The following is a 21,227-nucleotide window of genomic DNA, read 5'->3' as shown; positions in this document are numbered from 1 at the left end:
TACTCTGGTCGCTACCAACTTGCTGCCCTTCAAGAGCTGTGGCATGACGGCATTTTAAACACCAATACAAGGAGAATATAGAGTAGTGCTCAGTGCTATGCGGGATAGGAGGGCCTTTTTTGAGAGGTGCTACGTACCGTAATTCCAGCCTGATTGCACCTCTGTTATAATAATGCGGCTGTATTCAAGTCAGTACAGGCACGGGCTACTCTCTATAAAAGCACTGTTGCCGCTACTAGTAGCGGCAACAGTGCTTTTATAGAGAGTTATTTAGCGGCCGGACTTTTTCGGCGGGCACTTAGTTGGTAGGTGATGCCAAGCCGGGCCCCGACACTATTGTCGTTGTAGCGCCCGACATCAGCGCCGTCTATATCATCGCGCAGAAACAGGCGGCTGTCTACTCCACCAATCATACTCCAGTTTAAGCTGAATTGATACTCAAGACCAGCACCGGCCGAAACATGGGGTGTAAACCGACTGGACGCTCCTACTGTGGACAAACTGTTACCACTGGTGGTTACACCACCACCCAGCTGAAGATAGGGAGTAAAGCGGTCGGTCGGCAACACACGCATCATCACGCCTGCCTCGGTGAAATAGAATTTCTGATCGAAGAACTGGCGGGCGGCCAGCCGGCTTTGCCCAACAGCAACATAGGGGTTGAGAAAACCGCCTGCGGGCTGATATGCCACCTGCAGCTGTGTAATAGCCGTAGTGCGGGGCGAAGCAAAGTCGCCGGCGTAGCGCTGCCCCCCGCCCGAGACAGTGGCCAGCAGCGCCTTTTTACGGTCTAGCACCTGCCGGCCCAATACATCGTAGAACTTGCCGTACTCCCGCTCACTCACATACTGCAGCATTTTGGGGCCCGTAGCTTCGGTTGAATCCTTGGGGAGCCAGAGCCCATCCTGAATACCTTCGTAAATGAGGGCCTGCACAGCTTTTTCAATAGCTTCCTTAATTGCCATTTCGCTGGGCTCATTATAAGTGAAGCCCGTTTCGGCTTCCATAAGGCGCTTGAAGTTAACGAAACGGAACAGACTGCCCTGAATCTGCTGCGACAAAATGGTTTTGGAGGTATACACAGTGCGCAGAATGCGGCCATTACTGGTACTAATGGCCCGCAGATATACCGTTACCCGGTCTTGACGATACTGACCTGAGGCACCAGTACCAAAGTAGCGCAACCCTGCCCCACCCGTCAGCATATTCGCATCATAAGAGATGATACCTCCTTCCAGCATAACGCCCGCAAACAGCAGGGGTGGTAGCACAGGCTGCTGCACACCAGTCTGCTCGGTGAACTCAGCGCGGGTAGAGCGAATGATTTTACGCTCGTTCAGCAGGTTACCCAGGTTTTCACGCTCGATGGGATCAAACCAGCCCGACTCTTCGAGCGCCCGCAGCAGAATAGTAGTGGTGCCCTGGGTAATAGCGGTTGAAAAGCTGGACCCGTTAACTTGGGGCTTGTACTGGCCAGTCTGGTCGCGGAATTTATACACCGCTACCACCGTGCGGGACTTAGCCGCCGGCAGCCTGAGCATATCAGCATTACCATTCACCTCAGCACCCATCCGGGCCCGCTCAGGACTGAATGGCTGATGGAAGTAGGGGCTGCACGCAGCCAGCAGTACTCCGGCCAGCAAGCACAAGACGTAGGTGGAGGAACGCGCAGTAGCAGTATTCATAGACAGGTAGCGACTAGTATCGGAGGGAGGAAGAGAGGAAGAAACACTGAGATACATGAGGCCGGCAGCCAGAAGTTGAGGTCTGACGCCGACACTTCACCAATTGTCTAAGGCAGGTTAGGAATGGTAACTGTGGTCTGGTTGCCGGTAGCAGGGTCGGCAATGACGATAACAACGCCGTTAGAACCGGGTGTCACCTGAATCTGGTAGCCGCCCACCGTGTAGCTGCCGGCTCGCACTGTGCCTCGGCCAAACTGGTCGCTAATGAAACGGTCAGTCAGCTGACTCAAGATCTGACGGTTAAGGTTGGTGGCAAATAAGGCCAGAGGATCCTCGACAGCCCGGGACTGCTCGGCAGCGGGGTCCTTAAAGGTATCCTGGGCAGTGGCTGCGCTCAGCAAGGATGAGTAGTTGAATGGGTTACCCCCAAAATTCGGGTTGACAGGTTCGTATATAAAATCCTGGGCGCTGACAGTTGGTGCAGCTACCAAGGCCAGCAGCAGCGCGAGAAAAGAGCAGTAGAGGTATTTCATGAGGGATGGGTTAAAAGAGGAGACGGGAGAGGCTAGGGAGGATAGGATTAATAAACTTCCAAGGGCTGACTGTTGCCCTTTTCCAGTTCGTTGCCCAGACGGTTGTTTTCGATGAGGTGTTGCGTGACAGTGCCAACCGCTTCGCTGGCAGCAGCATCAATATATTCCTCATTTGGCTGGAGCGGCATTTCGAGCAAATCAATGTTGTTGACGGCGACCGTAACCAGAATGCTGGTGCCCCGGGCAGGCTTCTCGGTAATCGTAACCACGTAATCGCCCGAGCCGGCCGGGGATTCAAACGTGTTAAAAAACATGCTGTAGAAGTCGCGCCCGAGCTTGCTGATCGTCTGATCAACGACGAGGCACTCTATTTCGAAGCCGCGCTGGACTTTTTGGGTGTTAGTCGAGTCGGCTGTTACCTGGAGTAGCAGCCGCAGGGCTTCTTCCAGCTGTTTGGGGGTAAGCGGGTTTGCTTTGCTCTCGTTGGAAGGAGCCTGAGTTGGCGCAGGGCTGCCTTGCTGCTTCACGCGGGCCGGGGGTTGCCGCACGCCCTGTGCCAGAGCGGCCGGGGCCAGCAGCAACAGGCATGGCAGTAGCCAGAAGCCCCATTTTCGCCCGAAATCAGCCGGATATTTCATAGCACCGCCGGAGCATAAGAGCCACAAGCGCAAGGGCCAAACTACCTAGTCTTCCCTTTTGGTGCCTAAATATAAGTATTTACTATATGAATATGACTAATTTTGTTTAGCACGGAAAAACACTTTATAAACTCCTACTCCCACAGCGGATAATGCTCCAAATTCACTTCCTGGCCGAAGAAAATGCGGGTACTTTCCTCAAAAGAGCGGGTGAAATCGGATACATAGAAGTGGTGGCGGGGCGGCGCAGCAACTGCCGGAGCTAATAGCTGCCGACTCTCCAGGTACTGCCGCACATGCTGGGCCACTACATCGGAGGCGTCGAGCACTTCGGTGCGGCCCTGGTAGAATTCGGCAATCTGCTCCTTGATTAGCGGGTAGTGCGTGCAGGCCAGCACCAGCGCCTCCACTCCTTCCAGCACAGGGTTGGACAGGTAGGTTTCGATGACGTTGCCGGCAATGGTATCGTTGAAGAAACCTTCCTCAATCATAGGAGCCAGCAGCGGAGTAGCCAGGCTGCGCAGATCTACGCCGGCGTCGAGGTCATCTACCTTCTTCTTATATACGTTGCTGTTCACCGTTTGCTTGGTGCCAATCAGGCCTACCATGCGGCCCGCGTACTGCCGCCCGACATGCGCTACAATGGGGTCGATAACGTTGAGTACCTGCGCCTTGGAGCCCACGTATTCGCGTACCAGCTCGTAGGCGGCGGCCGAGGCCGAGTTGCAGGCAATCAGAATCACCTTGCACTGCTGACGCAGCAACAGGTCGCATATCTTCACGGCGTAGGCCTGAATAGCGGCCGTGCTTTTGTCGCCGTAGGGCAAGTGGGCCGTGTCGCCGAAGTATACCAGCCGCTCGTGGGGCAGCACCTGGGCCACGGCCCGCGCCACTGTCAGGCCGCCAATGCCGCTATCGAATACGCCAATGGGGCGGGTAGCAAGGTTGCCGGGAGAAGTCGGATTGTTCATTGGGGCTAATGTAAGAGGTGCAAGCAGGATTCTTTACTAAGCTTTATGGCTTGCTCCTCAAGAGCAGAAAGACACGCTGCCTCGCTCCTACCCGCTCAACCGCCCATCGGGGGCGTAGCGCAGTTCGCCCAGCTCTACTAAGTCGCGCAGCAGGGCGGTAATGGCGGAGGCCTGGCCGGGGGCGTAGTGAGTGAGTACTTCGCGGGGCGTCTGGGGTGTGGCTTTAACTAACTCCAGCAGTTGAGCACGTAGCTCGGGCAGCGGCACTGAGTCCTGGCGGGCCTTTTTGCGGGCCAGGCAAAAGTCGCATACGCCACAGGCAGGCGCATCCAGCTCACCAAAGTAGGCCAGCAGCAGCTGCTGGCGACAGCGGCCTCCAGCGGCATACCGAATGACCGAATCGGTTTTGTGGGTGGCCAGCTCGCGCTGTTTGGTCAGGCGCTTCTGGTCAAGTGGTAATTTGTCGGCGTCGTGGCGCGGGGTGGTAAACAAGGCTTGAGGCGACTCGTGGCGGGGCTGGAACTGGATGACGCCCGAGCGGTGCAGAAACAGCAGCATCTTGCGCAGCTCCATCACGCTCAGGCGCAGGTACTGGGCGATGCTATTTTCCGAAATCCGCTGAAAACCGGCAAACAGCTCGCCCCCGTGCAACCGGAGCAGGCTTTTGATGAGCTGATCATGCTGCACATTGGCCACCTGGAAGCGGTAGAGGTCAGTGTGGTCAATCGGAATATGGACCCGGGCGGGGTTGCTGACGGCTTCATTCAGCTGCACGAATCCTTCGCGAGCCAGGGTACGCAGGCTGTTGTGGGCATCGAGGGCCTTGATACGGTAGGTTTCGGCAAACTGCTGCAAGTCGAAATCGAAGGCCACCAGTTCGCCACCGCCCACAGCCGTGCGCGAGAAGTTGGCCAGCGCCTGATACACGCGGCGCACCGTATCGAGGGGCGGGTAGCTGAGGCGGGTGCGACGGCGCAGTTCATCGGCATCAGCGGGGCCGGTGAGCAGCACGGCAAAGGCGTATTTTTCGTCGCGGCCGGCGCGGCCGGCTTCCTGGTAATAAGCCTCCAAGTTATCGGGAGCCTCCAGATGCACGACCAGCCGCACATCGGGTTTGTCGATCCCCATGCCAAAGGCGTTGGTGGCCACGATGCAGCGGGTTTTGTTCTGCATCCAGTCCTGCTGCACGCGGGTGCGCTGGTCGGAGGGCAGGCCGGCATGGTAGGCCGCCGCCGACAGGCGCTGTTGTTGCAAATAGGCGGCGGCGTCTTCGGTCTGGCGGCGGGTACGGGCGTACACAATGCTCGTCTTGTCGGCCCCCACTCCGCGCACCACCTCCAGCATCCGCTTCATTTTGTCTTCGGTTTCGAGCACCGAGTACGAAAGGTTGGGCCGGGCGAAGCTCTGCTGAAATATGCGGTGGGTGCTGCCAAACACCAGTTTCTCTACGATATCCTCGCGTACCTGCTCGGTGGCGGTGGCCGTGAGGGCAATGCAGGGTACGCCCGGTAGCAGCGCCCGAAGCTCGGCAATGCGCAGGTAGGGCGGCCGGAAATCGTAGCCCCACTGCGACACGCAGTGCGCCTCATCAATGGCCAGCAGGCTCACTTTCATTTTGGCCACCCGGGCCCGGAACATATCGGTCAGGAGCCGCTCGGGGCTTACGTACAGGAATTTCACCGGCCCGTACACGCAGTTGTCGAGGGTCTGGTCGATTTCCTGGTGGCTCATGCCGGCGTACACGGCTTCGGCCTTCACGCCACGCTGGCGCAGGTTTTCCACCTGATCCTTCATCAGCGCAATCAGCGGCGACACTACCAAACAGAGCCCCGGCCGGGCCAACGCAGGCACCTGGAAACAAATGCTTTTGCCCCCACCAGTAGGCAGCAGTGCCAGCGCGTCGTGTCCAGCCAGCACTGCCCGAATGATGTCTTCCTGCAGCGGCCGAAACCGGGTGTGGCCCCAGGTCTGGCGCAACACGTGCAGAATATCGTCGGTGGCTTGCTCGGGCATGAGTGGGGGACTCTGGGGTCTGGGGGAAGAACACAAAGAACGCGCTGCTGAGCATGCGGCGCATGCCGGCACTATAAATCTTCTAAACTCCCCTACCGCTTCTCAGAGGCTTCCTGGGCTTCCTCTTCGCGCTCTTCCTGCTTGCCCTCCTCAATTTTCTCTACCGCCTCCTGCTCATCATCCGCGTCCGACTCTTCCAAGTTTTCCTCCTGTTCCGCCTTATCATGGGGCTCAAAACTGAGCTTGATGTAGATGGGAAAGTGGTCGGAGCCAACGTAAGGGAGCCGCGCCATGTCGTCGACTTTGAAATGCGGCGACACGAATACATGGTCGAGGGGCCAGCGGAGCAGCCGGTATTCGGCATGGAAAGTAGGCAGCAGGCCACGTCCCACCCGCGGGTCGAGCAGGCCGCTGATGCGCCGGAACAGTTCGGAGGTGTGCGACCAGGCCACGTCGTTCATGTCGCCGAATACAATCGTGGGCTCGTCGCGCTTTTCCAGTTCGCGGCCCACCAGCAGTAGCTCGGCGTCGCGGCGGGTACTGGTCTCCGACTCGGAAGGGGCCGGGGGCTTGGGGTGCAGGCCGTACACGCGTACCCAGGTGCGGCCGTCGGGCAGCTGCACTTTGGCATGCACGCTGGGCACATCGTCGTCGATGAGGTATTTAATTTCGCAGCCGTCGAGCGGCAGGCGCGAGAAGAACAACAGGCCGTACGTGTTGTCGAGTGGCTCGTGGCAGGTATACGGGTGGGTTTTCTCCATCGGCTTCAGCTGCTGATGCCACCACTCATCGGTTTCCACTGCCATAATAACGTCAGCATCGGCCGCCTGCAGCACCTGCAAAGCTTTGTCGCTCTGTTTGTTGTACTGCAGCACATTCATCATCACCAGGCTCAGATGGCCTTCCCCATCGTTGCGGGTACTATCACCCACATGTTTGCCAGCCAACGGCGTGTAGGGCAGAATTCGAAACGCTTGGTAACCGGTAGCCAGCGCCAGGCTCGCCAGCAGCGTCGGCATCCAATAAGTGCCGCCGGTGGGCTGATGCCAGCCCAGCAGCACGCCTGCTACCAGCACCGCCAACAGCAAGCCCACAATCTGCAGGCGCGGAAAATCGAAGATGCGGATCCACCAAACCGTATGGCGCAGTAGCGGTAGCAAAGTGGCAATTAGGGCAGCGGCGGCTAACAGCAGCAGCAGCGCCTGTGCCAGTGTGTGCCAGGTAAAGTCGTCGAAGTGGGGCACTAGGCGAAGTATTGGGGTGGAAAAGGAGTTGCCGCGCCGCTCGCCCAGCGGGGCGCACAGCAACAGTTAGGCTCTACGCACCCACCGTGGAGGAGTTGTTTTCGCTAAAATTAGGATTTTTCCCGTGGCCTGCTGCCTAAAGCCTCGTACCTTTGCCGGCCAGCCCCTGCCAGTGCTTATGGATATCCTGCTTGCCACGTTCACTACCCTGTTCTCCGTGGTCAATCCGTTCGGGGCCATGCCGGTTTTTCTGTCGCTGACCGAAAGCGACACTGCGGCCGAACGGGCCAACATCGGCCTGAAGGCTTGCCTGTCGGTGCTGGCAGTGCTGTCGGTGTCGTTTTTCGCGGGTCAGTACGTGCTCAACTTCTTCGGTATCAACATTCACCATCTGCGCATTGCGGGCGGAATTCTGCTCATGCGCTCGGCTTTCGATTTGCTCACGCCCGGCGGCAACCGCAGCAAGGTGTCGCAGGAAACCATCGAGGCCAGCCGCGAGAAGGACGACATCAGCTTCACGCCTTTGGCCATGCCCATGCTTTCGGGCCCCGGTGCCATTGCCGTCTGCATCAGCCTGTACACCAAAAAGCTCACGTATTTCGATATGGGGCTGATCTTCGTCGGCTTCGTGCTGGTGGCCCTGGCCGTCTACATCATCCTCATGTCGTCGCTCAGGCTCACGCGCTTTCTGGGTCGGCCGGGTTTGGCCGCGCTGGCCCGCATTATGGGCTTTATTACGTTGGCCATCGGTGTAAACTTCATCATGACGGCCATTAAGGCCTTATTTGTAAATTGATTTAAGCGGAGGGCTTTCGGCCTTCGCTCATCGACTTTATAAATAGCTACTTTCAACAGAACGCTGAGAACCAACAGTTATCAGCTGACAGCTTAAGAACCCGTGCTTAAAAACGACCTGCTCCTGCGCGCCGCCCGCGGCGAAGAAACCGAACGGACTCCTGTGTGGCTCATGCGCCAGGCGGGCCGTATTCTGCCCCAGTACCGCGCGCTCCGGGGTCGGCTCAGTGGCTTTAAGGAACTGGTAGAAACGCCCGAGTTGGCCGCCGAAGTCACCATCCAGCCCGTCGATGCGCTCGATGTGGACGCCGCCATTATCTTCTCTGATATTCTGGTGGTGCCCGAGGCCATGGGCCTGACCTACGAGATGGTGGAAGCCAAAGGGCCGCTGTTCCCCGAAACCATAAAAACAGCCGCTGATGTAGCCCGCATGCGCATTGCCGACCCCGAGGAGCACCTAGGCTACGTGCTGGAGGCACTGCGCGTCACCAAGCGCGCACTCAACGGCCGGGTACCACTCATCGGCTTTGCCGGTGCCCCCTGGACTATTCTGGCTTACATGGTAGAGGGCCACGGCTCGAAAACGTTCAGCAAGGCCCGCCGCCTCCTTTACCAGAACCCCGAACTGGCCCACGAGCTGCTGCGTAAAATCACGGCTACTACCATTGCCTACCTGCAGGCCCAGGTAACGGCCGGCGCCAACCTCATTCAGGTGTTCGATTCCTGGGCCGGCATCCTGCCGCCGGCGCATTATGCGGAGTTCAGCCAGCGCTACATTGCCGAAATCTGTGCCGCGCTGCCCAACGTGCCGGTTACCGTATTTGCTAAAGGTGCCTTCTGGGCCATGGAAGACTTCGCCGCCCTGCCCTGCCGCACCATCGGCCTCGACTGGAACCAGGACCCGCGCACCGTACGCCCACTGGTAGCCGACAAAACCCTGCAGGGCAACCTCGACCCCTGCGCTCTTTTCGGCACGCCCGCGCAGGTTCAGGCAGCCACCAAAGCCATGCTTGACCGGTTCGGCCCCCAGCGCCACATTGCCAACCTCGGCCACGGCGTGTACCCCGACACCGACCCCGACAATGTGAAGGTCTTCATTGAAACGGTAAAGGAGTATAGCACCCGAATGCGCGGCTAACTCAAATATCTTCTGACCAATTACTTTTTTTGCACCAAGCTGCCTTTCTTATATTGGTTTGATGCGAAAAGAGTAATTGGTCCAGTTAATAAGCGGCATAATCAATGCTGGTGGCACAGTACTGACTCCGTGATAATCACTTTTACCTGGCTATTGGCGTGCAGCTCATGGATTCGCGTTTAGTACGCTGGGTGACGGGAAACTGGTGGGGGCTGTTGGCTACTGTTGTGAGTTTGGGCCTGTTGCCGCTGCTGCTGCTGTGCTATTACAACCAACCATATGCCGATGATTTCTCTTGGACTCCAGAAGTCGAGGCTTATGGGTTCTGGGGTGCCCAAAGACGCCTATTCATTAATTGGTCGGGGCGCTATTTCACCAATTGGTTGCAACTAGTTGGGAACCCATTAAACCACCGCTGGCTGCAAGGGGTACAGTTGACCGCCATTATCAGCCAACTGCTACGGCTAATAGTCTTGTACGCCGTGGTACGCCTACTAACTGGTCGGCAGCTACGCCGCCGCGATGCCGGCCTGCTGGCAGCGGGCTTAGCATTGGTTTACAGCAGCATGGTTGCTTCCACATTTTCGGCGCTCTACTATTTCACCGAGATAGTGGTATACCAAGTGCCGGCGTGGTTGCTGTTACTCGTGCCACTCGCAATTGACCGCCTGCAGCGGGCACCACGCCGCAGTGCGCGATGGATTTGGGGCCTGTTGGCTGGTGCCGGTATAATAGCCGTGGCCGGCTCCAACGAGCTTACCATAGCACTGCTGTCGGTGATAATGCTTTTAGGTACTGGGCTGAGCTTATGGCGTCGGCAGTGGGCCAGCGCCCGGGTATGGGTGGGGTTAGGCACGCTATTAGCCGTGGCTGGCGCAGTTGCCTTGCTAGCCCCCGGTAATACCTCACGCCTAGCGCTGGACAACTCCCTACGGCCTTCTGCCTCTATTCAGGAAGCACTTGCTCGCCTATTCTCCCTGCTGCGCCATTTGCTCACCAGTCCTGCTTTCCTTGTTATTCCGGCCTTTGTATTGCTATTGCGTCCGATAGCGGCCCAAGTAGCGCCGGCCCGCCCCCCGGGCCTGCGAATACCGCTGCTGCTCAGTGCGGCCGTACTCTTGGCTGGTCTGATAGTAGGCACTTTGCCTTATGCCCTGACTTGGGCACGCATACCGCTCATTCCGCGGGCCGCGAACATATTGATTTGGTGGTGGCTGTTAGGGTGGCTACTTGCCGGCTGGGCCAGTCTGCCAGTCCAGCCCGCTGCTATTACCCCCATACCAGCCGCTGCACGAGGGTTGCTGGGTGCGGCCTTGGCAGCAGTAATAGTTATGGCCAGCGGCCACGCTTACCTGGACTTGCGGCACGAAGCACCGGCATTTGCCGCGCAATGGCAGAGTCGTTTCGCAACACTAAAGCAGGCCGGGCTTACGCCGCATTCCAGACTTACATTACAACCGCAGCCAGTGCTTATCAACCGCCAGATAATTATGCCACCTCTGGGTTTGGCAGAAAGTCCGGATTACGGTATCAATACTAGGCTTGCAACATGGTTCGGCCTCGACTCCGTACGGGTTGGAGCCGTTCCGTAAGGCCGCGCCTTAATTCTGGCAGCTATTAGCTAGTACTTGGCATATGAACGCCCATCCATTACCCTCTATTAGCCCGCTAGGGTAGTTCCCAGACGCTCGGCTTCCAGTAGCAGCTTCTGCTTCTCGATGGGCACCACGCCCACCTGCTCGCACACCAGCCCGCCGCCCAGGTTGGCCAACGCGGCCATGGCCGCAACCGGCAGGTTCAGGGCCACGCACAGCGCGGCAATGCTAATTACGGTGTCGCCAGCGCCCGACACGTCGGAAATGGTGCGTAGGTGGGCCGGCAGGTAAGTTTTCTGCTCCTGAAGCTGGGCAAACACACCGTGTTCTGATAGTGTAACGAGCACCGTATCGGGTTCCAGTAGTTCGCGTAGCCGGGCCACGGCCGCCTCGAAACCAGCCCGGTCGGTGGTAGGGTCGCCGAATTCGAGCTTAAGGCCCTCGCGCAGCTCCTTGAGGTTGGGCTTGAACAGGCTGCAGTGCTGGTAAGCCAGGAAGTTTCTCTTCTTGGGGTCGACCACGGTGGGCACTTCCCGCTCGCGGGCCAGACTGATGAAGTGGCGGATGTTGCTAGCGGTAAGTACGCCTTTATCGTAATCCTCGAAAATGACCACATCGGCCCGCGCCAGCAACTGGGCAAACCGGGCCGTAAGGGCCTCGTTTTCGGTGGCATCCGCTTCCGTTTCCACTTCTGAGTCGATGCGCAATAGTTGCTGGCCGTGGGCCAGGATGCGTTGCTTGACCGTGGTGGGCCGGGTACCCGAACGCACAATACCCTCGGCCGACAGCCCGTTTATTTCCAGCCGCTCCAGCAGCTGGTCGCCGCCTACATCCTCGCCAATCAGAGCACACAATAGTGGCGTGGCGCCAAGTGCCTGCACATTGAGCGCCACATTGGCCGCGCCGCCCAGGCGCTGCTCGGTGCGGCTCACATTCACCACCGGCACCGGGGCCTCGGGCGAGAGTCGCACCGAGCGGCCCCACACATAGGCGTCGAGCATCACGTCGCCCACAATAAGCACGGTCAGCTGGTTGAAAGCGGCAAAAAGGTCGGGCAGCGAAGTGGGCGGCAGGGCAACAGGCATTAGGAACGAATTGATTCAGCAGCCGCAAAGATAGGCTGTGGCGCGAAGCTCCAGCTTCGCGCACCGTTGAACGATATCCTCAACAATTCAGCAATGACACGCGAAGCCGGAGCTTCGCGCTGCAGCCTCACGTCAGCTTGGCCAACGATATCTTAATCCGCTCGAAGGCCTCGCGGAGCTTATCGTCGGCGGCGGCGGTGCTGAAGCGCAGGCAGTCGGGGGCACCGAAGGCAGCTCCATCGACGGCGGCCACATGGGCGTCGTTGAGCAGGTACATGGCCAGGTCGGAGGCCGTAGCAATTGTTTCGCCGGCCGCTGTGGTGCGGCCGAAGTAGCCGGTTACGTCAGGAAACAAGTAGAAAGCGCCGCTGGGCACGTTGGTCCGGAAACCAGGAATGTCCTTTGCCAACTCCAGCACCAAGTCGCGGCGGCGGCGGTAGGCAGCCACCATTTCATCGGCCGAGGCGCGGCCACCCTCCAGGGCCGCAATGCTGGCCCGCTGAGCAATCGAGCAGGTGCCGGAAGTAATCTGGCTCTGGATTTTCTCGCAGGCGGCAGCAATTTCGCGCCGGGCGGCCAGGTAGCCCACCCGCCAGCCGGTCATGGCGTAGCCCTTCGAGAAGCCGTTGATGGTAATCACCTGGTCCTTCACCTCATCGAACTGGGCCAAGCTCACGTGCTCGCCCACGAAGTTGATGTACTCGTAAATCTCGTCGGCCAGCACATGTATGTGAGGGTGGCGGGCCACCACGGCAGCCAGCTCGGCCAGCTCCTCACGGCTGAAAACGGCGCCGGTGGGGTTGCAGGGCGAGGAGTACATGATGAGCCGAGTGCGAGGCGTGATGGCCGCCTCGACCTGCGCGGCCGTCACCTTGAAGTTGTTTTCGAATGCCCCAATCAGCGGCACGCTCACGCCCTCAGCCAGCCGCACCATTTCCTCATAGCTCACCCAGTAGGGCGAAAACACAATCACCTCGTCGCCCGGGTTCACCAGACTCAGCACGGCGTTAGCCAACGACTGCTTGGCCCCGGTACTTACCACAATGTTTTCGGGCAGGTAGTCCAGTTGGTTGTCGCGCCGGAACTTGTCGCAGATGGCCTGCCGCAACTCCAGATAGCCGGGTACAGGCGTATAGAAAGTGTAGCCCTCATCCAGCGCCTGCTTGGCGGCATCCTTTATGTATTGGGGCGTCTGAAAGTCGGGCTCGCCAAAGCTGAGGCTAATCACATCGACGCCCTCGGCCGCCAGCGCCCGGGCCTTTTTGGCCATAGCAATGGTTTGCGACTCCTGCATGGCATTGATGCGGTCGGAGAGAACAAGCGGGGCGCGGTCGGTGGCAACAGTAGCGGGCATGCGTAGAGGGGTTGGATGGAAGGGTAAAGGTAGAAGGTAGAGGATTAGGGAGTAAAAAGGAACGTCAGGCTAAGCGCACCCGAAGCATCTCCGCCGCTTCGTCGCCACACCAACTTAGTAGCAGAATTAGCACTGCGGCAGAGGTGCTTCGACTGCGCTCAGCCTAACGTTTTCCCCTACTCCTCCCGGCCCAACTGACGCAGGCACTGAACCATAATGCGCCAGTCGGTGGCAGGGTGGTAGTCTTTGGCGTATAGTAACTCCAGGCGGCGGCGGGTGGTTTCGGTGAGCGGGGCAGTGGAGCGCACAGCATCGGCGGGCGAGAGGATGGCGCGGGTAGCAGCTTGCGGCGCAGCGGCGTGGCGCAGGCCCACCCAGGTGCGCGAGCCCACCAGCACCCGCAGGCAGTTGCGCAGGAAACCGGCTTTGTGCTGCTCAAACCACACCAGCACCGGACTAAGCGCTAATAGCAGCAGGCTACTGAGGATGTCGAGCAGGCGCTTGTTTCGTACTTGCTCAGGACGGAACAGGTTGAGCGTGATATCGAGGGCGTAATAGTCGCCGGGCGAGTCTTTGCCTGAACTGCCGATGATGTACTGGCTGCCGGGGGGCAGAATTTTGAAGGCTACCGGCGGGTGCTGAGGCAGGCCGGCCATCAGCCCGATAATCTGGCTTGCAGGCAGGTCGCGGCCGCAGAAAACCAGCTCATCGAGCCCATAAATGCGGATAATATCCTCCAACTGGCGCACTTCTCCCAGCAAGTCGTCGGGCGGAGGCGCGGTTTCGCTGAGGTTTGGCGGTACAGGAGCCGGCTCCACGTAGCCGATAATGCGGGCCGGTACGGCAGCCTGCTCCAGCAGCTGGCGCACCCGGCGACTTTCCTCGGCCGAGCCCACAATGCCCACGTTTTTCTGCTGGCTCTCGGTGAGGCCAAAGCGGCGGTAGCGCAGAAAATTGCCCGCAGCCCGGCGCAGCAGCAGCGCCGCCACGGCCCAGATTCCACCCAGTAGAATCAGGGCTTTTGAGAAGCGCCAGGCATCGAGGAAGTTGCTAAAGGCCGAAATCAGCAGCGTGCCCACCACAATGCCGCGCACCAGCCGACTGGCCCGCAGCGGCCGGTCGTAGGCCCCGCTCAGAAACGCCGAGCCCAGCCACACCGCAATGTAGGCTGGCACTGCCATCAGCATATATTGCTCGGGGTAGGGCTCGCGCACGTACTTGTGGTTCTGCTCCCAGTAGGTTTTCAGCAGGTACATACCCGCGTACAGCAGCCCCGCATCGAGCAGCACGGGGGCGGCCCGCAGCAGCAGCCGCTTGGCCACCGCCGCGCCCGCCCGCAGCCAGATGGCCGCGTTTATCAGCACCGAAAATAGGCCCGCTCGCTGGGGTGCAAAATGCTTGCGGGCAAAAATCACCATTGCCCGGTAAAACACGAACACATAGTTGACGCTCGTGCGCTTCGTGCTTTCCCCCTTGTAGTGGATGATGCGGGTGCCGGGATAGTAGAAGTTCTGCCAGCCACCCTGCGTGAGCCGGTACGAGAGGTCGATGTCCTCGCCGTACATGAAGTAGTCCTCATCGAGTAGCCCCACTTCCTCTAGCGCGGCCTGCCGCATCAGCATAAAGGCGCCGCTGAGCACCGCTATTTCGTGGGTTTCATCGGGGCTGAGAAAGCCCAAGTGGTAGCGCCCGAAGCGCCGCGACTTCGGAAACAGCCGTGCCAGCCCAAATATCTTGTAGAAAGCTACCGCCGGCGTGGGCAGGCCGCGTTTGCTTTCGGGCAGAAACCGGCCCTGCCCGTCGAGCATTTTCACGCCCAGGCCGCCGCAGCGCGGGTGTTCGTCCATGAACTCGCAGCACAGCCGGAAGGTATCTTCCTCTACCACCGTATCGGGGTTGAGCAGCAGCGCATATTGCCCCTTAGCTACGCGCAGGGCCTGGTTGTTGGCCTTCGAGAAGCCCGGGTTGTCGTGGTTGGCAATGAGGATAACCTCCGGAAACCTGGCCCGCACCATGGCCACCGAGCCGTCCACCGAGTTGTTATCGACCACAAACACCTCCAGCGGCCGGCCCAGCTTCTCGCCCGCCCGCCGCACCGACAGCAGCGCCTGCTCCAGAAAGTAGCAGACGTTGTAGTTGACGATAATAACGGACAGGGCAACTTCTTCGGGCGGCACAGGGCGGAGCGTCGGCAGTGGTTAGGGCCGCGAAAGTTACACAGAAGGGCTATAGCACGAAGCTCCGGCTTCGCGTGCCGTTGCTGGCTTCCGAGGAAACCGTTCAACGACACGCAAAGCCGGAGCTTCATGCTACAATCCCTCTGCCTCCTCCCCTACAGCGCCTGGCGCTGGCGGTCGACGATACTACGGCCGAGAGTGATTTCGTCGGCGTACTCCAGTTCGCCGCCCATCGGGATGCCGCGGGCAATGCTGCTAAGGTGCAGTTCGGGCTGGTCGCGCAGCTTGCGCGAGAGGTAAAAGGCCGTGGTGTCGCCTTCCATTGTGGGACTAATGGCGAGGATGACTTCCCGGATTTCGGAGCCCTCGCGGGTGATGCGCTCCAATAGCGAGTCGATGTTGAGGTCGCCGGGGCCAATGCCTTCAATGGGCGAAATTACGCCGCCCAGCACGTGGTACATACCCTGATACTGAGCCGTGTTTTCGATGGCAATTACGTCGCGTATGTCCGACACCACGCACACCGTGCTCTGGTCGCGCAGGTGGTTGGCGCAAATGGCGCACTCGGGCGTGTCAGAAATGTTGTGGCAAGTGTCGCAGTAGCGAATCTCGAAGCGCATTTTGGCCAGTGCCTCAGCCAGCGAAGCCGTGGTGTCGGTTTCGGCCTTCAGCAGGTGCAAAGCCAGCCGCAGCGCCGTTTTCTTACCTACCCCTGGCAGCTTCGAGAGCTCCCCGACGGCATTTTCAATTAGCTTGGAAGGAAACTCCATGTAGTTGGCTGTTAGCTGATAGCTGCTGGCTGGTAGCTTTTTCCGCCTGTCGTTTCCACGAGAAGCTGTCCGCTACCGGCTGTCAGCTAACAGCTCAGATTATAAAACGTCGGCCGAAATGCCGCGGTCGTGGATGGCGGTGCACATGCTGGCTAGCTCATCGTAACTGCCGTGCTTAACGGTGCACTGGCCTTTGTAATGGATAAGCAGCGTGCATTGCTCGGCCTGTTCGGGCTGGTGCCCGCACACATCAACGAGGGTTTTGATAACGTGGTCGAAGGTGTTGTGGTCGTCGTTGTACACGATTAGGTCGCGCACATCCGTCGTCTTTTCCAGGAGCATAACGTCCTCGTCGTACTCGATTTGCGGGTTGCTGTTCATGGCACAAAAATACGAAAAACCGGCCAGAAAACTGGCTGCTACGTCCTTGGCAGCCGGGTATAACAGGGTGGCACGCCGATTCGTTTCCGGGTTCCGTAAAAGAGTTTTGCTGAAGCCCACGCAGCGGTTTTGTGGTTCCTGCGAAGGCCCCAACAACTTTTAATTCGTCAATTTTATTTTTTAATTGAACCCAATGCCTATCCCGTCCGCCGATTTCAAGCGCGCCCTCAAACAGCTTTCCGAGAAGGAGAAGGAAGCCCTGCTACTACGAGCCGCTCGCCGCGACGCCGAGTTGTACGACACCCTCTGCTTCGAGCTGCTGCCCGACGTAGACGCAGCCACGGTGTACGAGCAGGCCTCCGACCAGATTCACGAACTATTTGCGGTGGGTGCCACCGGGCGGCTGCTCAACCGCAGCCTTACCAAGGCATTGAGCAAAACGGTGAAAGAGGTGGCCCGCGCCCGCCGCATTACCAAGGACAAGCGCCTGGAAATCGACCTGAATCTGTACGCGCTGCGCCATATCTTCGAAAATTACACCGGCCAGTTCGAGAGCCCGTACGCGGGCTTTTTTACGGCCACGGCCCGGCTTGCCGCCCGCACTACGCAACTGGTACAGAAGAACCTGCACGAAGACCTCTGGCTCGAATACAAAGCCGACCTCGACGACTTCCTGACCCAGCTGCACGCCCGCAGCAAGAGCCGCAGCCTCAAGTTCGAGCTACCGCGCGAACTGGTATTGGCCGACTGATATCGGTTCAATATATGATGCCAATTAGGCTATTCAAAAAAAGTTATAGACTGGGCTAACAAAAAGTATAAATTTTATCATTGCATAGCAGCAAGCAGTTCTGCTGTCCTATACATTTGGTCGGAATATCAGTGTGTGGTATTCTAATCCTATCATTCTCATCGTATTTATATGCGAAAAACCTTTACCCAAGTGGCAGCCGTTGTTTCGGCTGCCGTTTTGCTGTCGAGCTGTGCCGGCAGCTACCACGCTATCCAGCCGGAGCGTATCACCTCATATCAATCGGCCGCTCCAGCGGGCGCTCCGGTCGATTTCGGCTACCGTTACAGCGCGCTGCTTACTAACGGGGCCAACAAAAAGTACGTGAAGAAGGAGCGCAAGCGCGGTTACCAAATGGTGGCCGTTCAGCTGCGCAACAACACGGCCAACGAGCTCAACTTCTCCCGCGACCTGGAGCTGACCTTTGGCGACCGGCCCATTCAGCCGGTTTCCTCTATGCAGGCATCCGAAGATCTGAAGCAGGGCGTGGCCATTTACTTATTGTATGTGTTGCTGAACTTCAATGTTGGCAACTATACCACTGTGAATGGCCAGATAACGGAAGATAACCGGGTCTTCCTTCCTACTGGTCCGTTCATTGCCGGTGGCAATATGTTGGGGGCCAGTGGGGCCAACAAAAACATGCGCAACGAGCTAGCCCGCTACGACCTGACCAACAAAGTGCTGCAGCCTGGCGAAACCGTTTACGGCATTGTGGCCCTGCGCGAAACCAACGTAGCTCCGCTCAAGCTCACGCTCCGCAACAGCGCGGCAGCCGCCCCGGCTGCCACGCCAGCCCCGGCGGCTGTGCCCAATGCCAGTGGGCAGTAAACCCTAGCTTCAGAACACACAAAAAGGCCCCGCAACGGTTGTTGCGGGGCCTTTTTGTTTACCGACTTCAAGCTTCATAGCTTAAGCACGAAGTATTATTTTACTTCTTGGCGATTACGTTGAAGCTGAGCATAAACTCGTCCATGATGGCTTTGTCGCCGATGCTTTCGAAGAACGACTTGGAACCGTACTTGATGTCGAACTTGGTGCGGTCGATGGTAGCAACACCGGTGGCCGAGGCCACACCACCTTTCACGCCGGTTTTAGCCGGGAAGCTGATGCGCTGGGTGATGCCCTTGATGGTAAGGTCGCCGGTGATGGTGGAGTTGTTGCCTTTAGCATCGCCCCGCAGCGGCGCGATGCTGGTGATGGTGAACGTGGAAGTGGCGTTCTTATCGATGCTAAAGAAGTCATCGGAGCGCAGGTGGCCCACCAGCTTGCCGTTGGAATCAGCATCCTTGATGTCCTCCACTTTCAGCGAGTTCATATCGACAATAAACTTACCACCTGTAATCTGGTTGCCGCGCACAGCAATGGCACCGCTCTGGAACTGCATGGTGCCGTTGTGAGCACCGGTTACTTTTTTACCCTCCCAGCCCAGCGTGCTCAACTGAGGCTGAAGCTGGTAGCCGGCCACGGAGGCCGTCTGGGTCGAGGTGGTTTTGGCTTTTTTCTGGGCTGAGGCCGGAGCAGCAGCCAGCAACGAAGCGGCCAGCAAAGCGGGCAGGAAGATTTTTTTCATGACAAAAAGTGAAGAAGTGAAAAGAGCAAATGGAGAAACTATGACTTGTCGCCGCTAGTCGCGGATTTTATCGAGTAGCCGGCTAAGCTGGGCAGCATCGGCTGACGTGAGGTTCTGCACCCCGAACTGCTGGTCGTTCATGGCTGCATCGAGACGGCCGAGCAACTCCAGGCCTGGGTCGCTGATGCGGATATCGACGGCGCGGCGGTTGCTGGGGCACACGCAACGCGTTACCAACTCTTTAGCTTCCAGTTTATCAACAATGCGCGAGGCGTTGCTGGTTTTGTCGAGCATGCGCTCAATAAGTAAGTTAACGGTGGCAGGTTTGGGGTGCTGGCCGCGCAGAATCCGCAGAATGTTGAACTGCGGCAGCGTGAGGCCGAACTGCTTGAAAAAGCCGCTTTGCTGCTGCTGCAGCCAGTTGGCCGTAAAAATCAGGTTGACGTGCGCCTTCTGGTAGTCGTCGCGGAAGGCAACCTGTTTGATTTCGTCCTCAATCTTCATGGGCAGCGGGAAAAGGCAGAACTGGCGACAAATATATGTACATACATTTAATTATCCGCGACAGTTCCGGTAATACATCAGGCCGGGCAGAAAACAACCGCGCCGCCCGGCCAACGCAACGCCCTGAATGCCGTAAGCAGCTGCATTCTCTGACTTAACTTGGCACCCATGAAAAAGATACTCTGCGCCCTGCTGCTGGCCCTGGCCGCCACCCCTACCCTGCACGCCCAGACGCGGCCCGCCGGCGAAGTCGCCGGCCCCGTTGAAACATCACCCTCCGACCGGTTTATGCTTCAGAACGGCGAGGTAGTGCTCATGAAGGGCCAGCGTGCTACCTCGCTCAGCAAAAATGTACTGCTGAGAAACGGCACCAAGATCAACTACAAGAGCGGCATTGTGGAGCTACCCGGCGGTAAAATCACTACTCTCAAAGCGGGCGACTACGTGCGGCCCAACGGCGACATCGTGTTCGGCTCGCCGGCCAGTGCCGCTCAGGCCCGCGGCGACAATTCGGTAGCCACTACCGCCGAGTTCAGCACCTACACCGACCCGCGCCCGGCCCCGGGCAACGCTGCCGCCATGGAAACCCGCCTGAACGAGATGAACGACAAAATCGGGCTCATGGCGCAGAAAATCGGCCTGCTCAACCAGAAAATCAGCCTGCTCAGCAGCGGCGGCAAATCCGCCGACACTTCGGCACTGGACAGCCAGATTCAGGCCATCGATGCCAAGCTGAAGTAAGCAGCCCGTCATTCAGAGCGAAGCGAAGAATCTCGCCTGCTGCAGTAACTCCTGACGTAAGGATTACCGTAGCAGGCGAGATTCTTCGCTTCGCTCTAAATGACGTTCTCTTACGCTTTCTTCATCGAGTCACGTAACAGCCCGTTTTGTTCCTGCACCATCCCAAACGGCTCATCGCGCACAATCAGGAAGCCGTCGAGGTCGCAGACATCGGCCAGGGCGCTTATCTGCAGGGCTGACCAGATGCCGAGTGAGGTTTCAACCATACAGCCGAGCATCGTTTGCAGGCCTTGGGCGCGGGTTTCGCGCAGGATGCGCAGACCGTTGAGGTAGCCGCCGGCCTTCATCAGCTTCATGTTCACGCCATCAAACTGCCGGGCAATATCGGCGAAGTCGGCCCCGTCGGTAACGGACTCGTCGGCGAAAACGGGGCACCCGAGCTGGCCTTTGAGGGCGCGGTAGTCGGCGGAGCAGGTGGCAGGCAGCGGCTGTTCGAGCAGGCGCACGCGCAGGCCGGGCAACCGCTGTATCTGCTCCCAGCTTTGGCGCAGGCTATCGGCATGGGGCCAGGCTTCGTTGCCGTCGATGATGAGCGGGTGGCCGGGCAGCAGGCGCGTTACCTCGCGCAGTAGGTCGAGGCCCCCTTCGCGATTCACTTTAATTTTCAGCAGCGGAAACCGGTCCAGGTTCTGCTCGCGGATAAAACCGGCCACCTCTCCCGGCTCCATAATAGGCAATGTAGCCGCCGTGGGCACTGGCCCGGCCGGGGCGGGCACGCCCAGAAATTCGGGCACGGACAACCCCAGCCGGGCTGCCTCACGGTGCACAAACGCTGATTCGAGGGCGAAGCGGAGTGCGGCGGCCGGCTTGTGCTGGGCCAGAAAATCGGTTAGCTCGGCCAGCGTTTCGCAGTGGCCCAAGTCGGCAGCCTGCAGTTGCGCAAACTCCTGTTGCAAGCCTTCGGGCGTTTCGTGGTAGCGGATGTTGGGTGCCGCCTCGCCGCGGCCACTGTAGCCACTACCGGCCACCTGCAGCAGTAGGTTGGTTTTGGAGGCCGAAGCATTGCGGGCAATTTTCCAGGTGAAGCGCAGCGGTAGCGTCAGGGGCGTGAGCGTCCAGGTAAGCATAGAGCGAGGCGGCCGGATGGTGGGCAAGCCGCAGCCGAAGCTAATGGTTCGGCTGCGGTTCTCCGGTCAGGCCGCCTATATTTGTCGGATGCTGCTTTTACAGGCAGCGTCAA

Annotated in this window: 20 protein-coding genes; 6 read left to right on the top strand and 14 right to left on the bottom strand. The window is 58.8% G+C overall.

The window, feature by feature from the left end; genetic code table 11:
- Positions 1-266 precede the first annotated feature (266 nt).
- From HW556_RS07600 to HW556_RS07575, 6 genes are all read right to left on the bottom strand, one after another.
- Positions 267-1,685: a CsgG/HfaB family protein gene (locus HW556_RS07600; RefSeq protein WP_176899424.1), complete on the bottom strand. Its 1,419-nt coding sequence runs from the start codon at positions 1,683-1,685 to the stop codon at positions 267-269.
- A 107-nt stretch (positions 1,686-1,792) separates the two neighbouring features.
- On the bottom strand, positions 1,793-2,218 hold the full coding sequence (locus HW556_RS07595; RefSeq protein WP_176899423.1) for a curli production assembly/transport component CsgF: 426 nt from the start codon (positions 2,216-2,218) through the stop codon (positions 1,793-1,795).
- A gap of 47 nt (positions 2,219-2,265) precedes the next feature.
- Complete coding sequence (locus HW556_RS07590; RefSeq protein ID WP_176899422.1) at positions 2,266-2,856, bottom strand: CsgE family curli-type amyloid fiber assembly protein; 591 nt, start codon at positions 2,854-2,856, stop codon at positions 2,266-2,268.
- 134 nt (positions 2,857-2,990) lie between these two features.
- On the bottom strand, positions 2,991-3,827 hold the full coding sequence (murI, locus tag HW556_RS07585) for a glutamate racemase (protein WP_176899421.1): 837 nt from the start codon (positions 3,825-3,827) through the stop codon (positions 2,991-2,993).
- A gap of 87 nt (positions 3,828-3,914) precedes the next feature.
- Positions 3,915-5,840 (bottom strand): RecQ family ATP-dependent DNA helicase, encoded by a 1,926-nt coding sequence (locus HW556_RS07580; protein ID WP_176899420.1) that lies wholly within the window; start codon positions 5,838-5,840, stop codon positions 3,915-3,917.
- A 92-nt stretch (positions 5,841-5,932) separates the two neighbouring features.
- Positions 5,933-7,147, bottom strand: coding sequence for an endonuclease/exonuclease/phosphatase family protein (locus HW556_RS07575; RefSeq protein ID WP_218136883.1), 1,215 nt, complete (start codon positions 7,145-7,147; stop codon positions 5,933-5,935).
- Positions 7,148-7,262: 115 nt separating this feature from the next.
- On the opposite strand from HW556_RS07575, the gene HW556_RS07570 reads away from it, so the two are divergent.
- From HW556_RS07570 to HW556_RS07560, 3 genes are all read left to right on the top strand, one after another.
- Positions 7,263-7,880 (top strand): MarC family protein, encoded by a 618-nt coding sequence (locus HW556_RS07570; protein ID WP_176899419.1) that lies wholly within the window; start codon positions 7,263-7,265, stop codon positions 7,878-7,880.
- 102 nt (positions 7,881-7,982) lie between these two features.
- The gene (hemE, locus tag HW556_RS07565) at positions 7,983-9,017 is read left to right on the top strand and encodes a uroporphyrinogen decarboxylase (RefSeq protein WP_176899418.1); all 1,035 of its coding nucleotides are present in this window, start codon (positions 7,983-7,985) and stop codon (positions 9,015-9,017) included.
- Positions 9,018-9,184: 167 nt separating this feature from the next.
- Positions 9,185-10,609, top strand: coding sequence for a DUF6056 family protein (locus HW556_RS07560; RefSeq protein WP_176899417.1), 1,425 nt, complete (start codon positions 9,185-9,187; stop codon positions 10,607-10,609).
- Positions 10,610-10,677: 68 nt separating this feature from the next.
- Here HW556_RS07560 and HW556_RS07555 read toward each other — a convergent pair whose 3' ends face one another.
- From HW556_RS07555 to HW556_RS07535, 5 genes are all read right to left on the bottom strand, one after another.
- Positions 10,678-11,697, bottom strand: coding sequence for a bifunctional heptose 7-phosphate kinase/heptose 1-phosphate adenyltransferase (locus HW556_RS07555; protein ID WP_176899416.1), 1,020 nt, complete (start codon positions 11,695-11,697; stop codon positions 10,678-10,680).
- Between the two features lie 127 nt (positions 11,698-11,824).
- Positions 11,825-13,051, bottom strand: a complete 1,227-nt coding sequence (locus HW556_RS07550; RefSeq protein ID WP_176899415.1) for a pyridoxal phosphate-dependent aminotransferase — start codon at positions 13,049-13,051, stop codon at positions 11,825-11,827.
- A 176-nt stretch (positions 13,052-13,227) separates the two neighbouring features.
- Positions 13,228-15,228, bottom strand: a complete 2,001-nt coding sequence (locus HW556_RS07545; RefSeq protein WP_176899414.1) for a glycosyltransferase — start codon at positions 15,226-15,228, stop codon at positions 13,228-13,230.
- 155 nt (positions 15,229-15,383) lie between these two features.
- A complete protein-coding gene (gene recR / locus HW556_RS07540; protein WP_176899413.1) occupies positions 15,384-15,998 on the bottom strand; it encodes a recombination mediator RecR in 615 nt (204 codons plus the stop codon).
- A 99-nt stretch (positions 15,999-16,097) separates the two neighbouring features.
- Positions 16,098-16,379 carry an ATP-dependent Clp protease adaptor ClpS gene (locus tag HW556_RS07535; RefSeq protein WP_176899412.1) on the bottom strand — a complete coding sequence of 94 codons (282 nt, stop codon included), beginning with the start codon at positions 16,377-16,379 and terminating at the stop codon, positions 16,098-16,100.
- 193 nt (positions 16,380-16,572) lie between these two features.
- Between HW556_RS07535 and HW556_RS07530 the strand changes: the two genes are divergently transcribed.
- Together HW556_RS07530 and HW556_RS07525 are read left to right on the top strand one after the other, a co-directional pair.
- Positions 16,573-17,130 carry a hypothetical protein gene (locus HW556_RS07530; protein ID WP_176899411.1) on the top strand — a complete coding sequence of 186 codons (558 nt, stop codon included), beginning with the start codon at positions 16,573-16,575 and terminating at the stop codon, positions 17,128-17,130.
- A gap of 171 nt (positions 17,131-17,301) precedes the next feature.
- Positions 17,302-18,000 (top strand): hypothetical protein, encoded by a 699-nt coding sequence (locus HW556_RS07525; protein WP_176899410.1) that lies wholly within the window; start codon positions 17,302-17,304, stop codon positions 17,998-18,000.
- A gap of 100 nt (positions 18,001-18,100) precedes the next feature.
- Here the strand turns inward: HW556_RS07525 and HW556_RS07520 are convergent, their stop codons facing one another.
- Together HW556_RS07520 and HW556_RS07515 are read right to left on the bottom strand one after the other, a co-directional pair.
- The gene (locus HW556_RS07520; protein ID WP_176899409.1) at positions 18,101-18,742 is read right to left on the bottom strand and encodes a YceI family protein; all 642 of its coding nucleotides are present in this window, start codon (positions 18,740-18,742) and stop codon (positions 18,101-18,103) included.
- Positions 18,743-18,796: 54 nt separating this feature from the next.
- Positions 18,797-19,246, bottom strand: coding sequence for a MarR family winged helix-turn-helix transcriptional regulator (locus HW556_RS07515; RefSeq protein WP_176899408.1), 450 nt, complete (start codon positions 19,244-19,246; stop codon positions 18,797-18,799).
- Positions 19,247-19,414: 168 nt separating this feature from the next.
- Here HW556_RS07515 and HW556_RS07510 point away from each other — a divergent pair, with 168 nt between their 5' ends.
- The gene (locus HW556_RS07510) at positions 19,415-19,987 is read left to right on the top strand and encodes a DUF6799 domain-containing protein (protein WP_176899407.1); all 573 of its coding nucleotides are present in this window, start codon (positions 19,415-19,417) and stop codon (positions 19,985-19,987) included.
- Positions 19,988-20,097: 110 nt separating this feature from the next.
- Here HW556_RS07510 and HW556_RS07505 read toward each other — a convergent pair whose 3' ends face one another.
- A complete protein-coding gene (locus HW556_RS07505; RefSeq protein ID WP_176899406.1) occupies positions 20,098-21,114 on the bottom strand; it encodes an enolase C-terminal domain-like protein in 1,017 nt (338 codons plus the stop codon).
- Positions 21,115-21,227 lie beyond the last annotated feature (113 nt).

The sequence above is a fragment of the Hymenobacter terrestris genome (assembly GCF_013377905.1).
GTDB classification, from domain to species: Bacteria; Bacteroidota; Bacteroidia; order Cytophagales; family Hymenobacteraceae; genus Hymenobacter; species Hymenobacter terrestris.
Note: the sequence above shows the minus strand (reverse complement) of the source record. Positions and strands in the feature narration are given on the sequence as shown.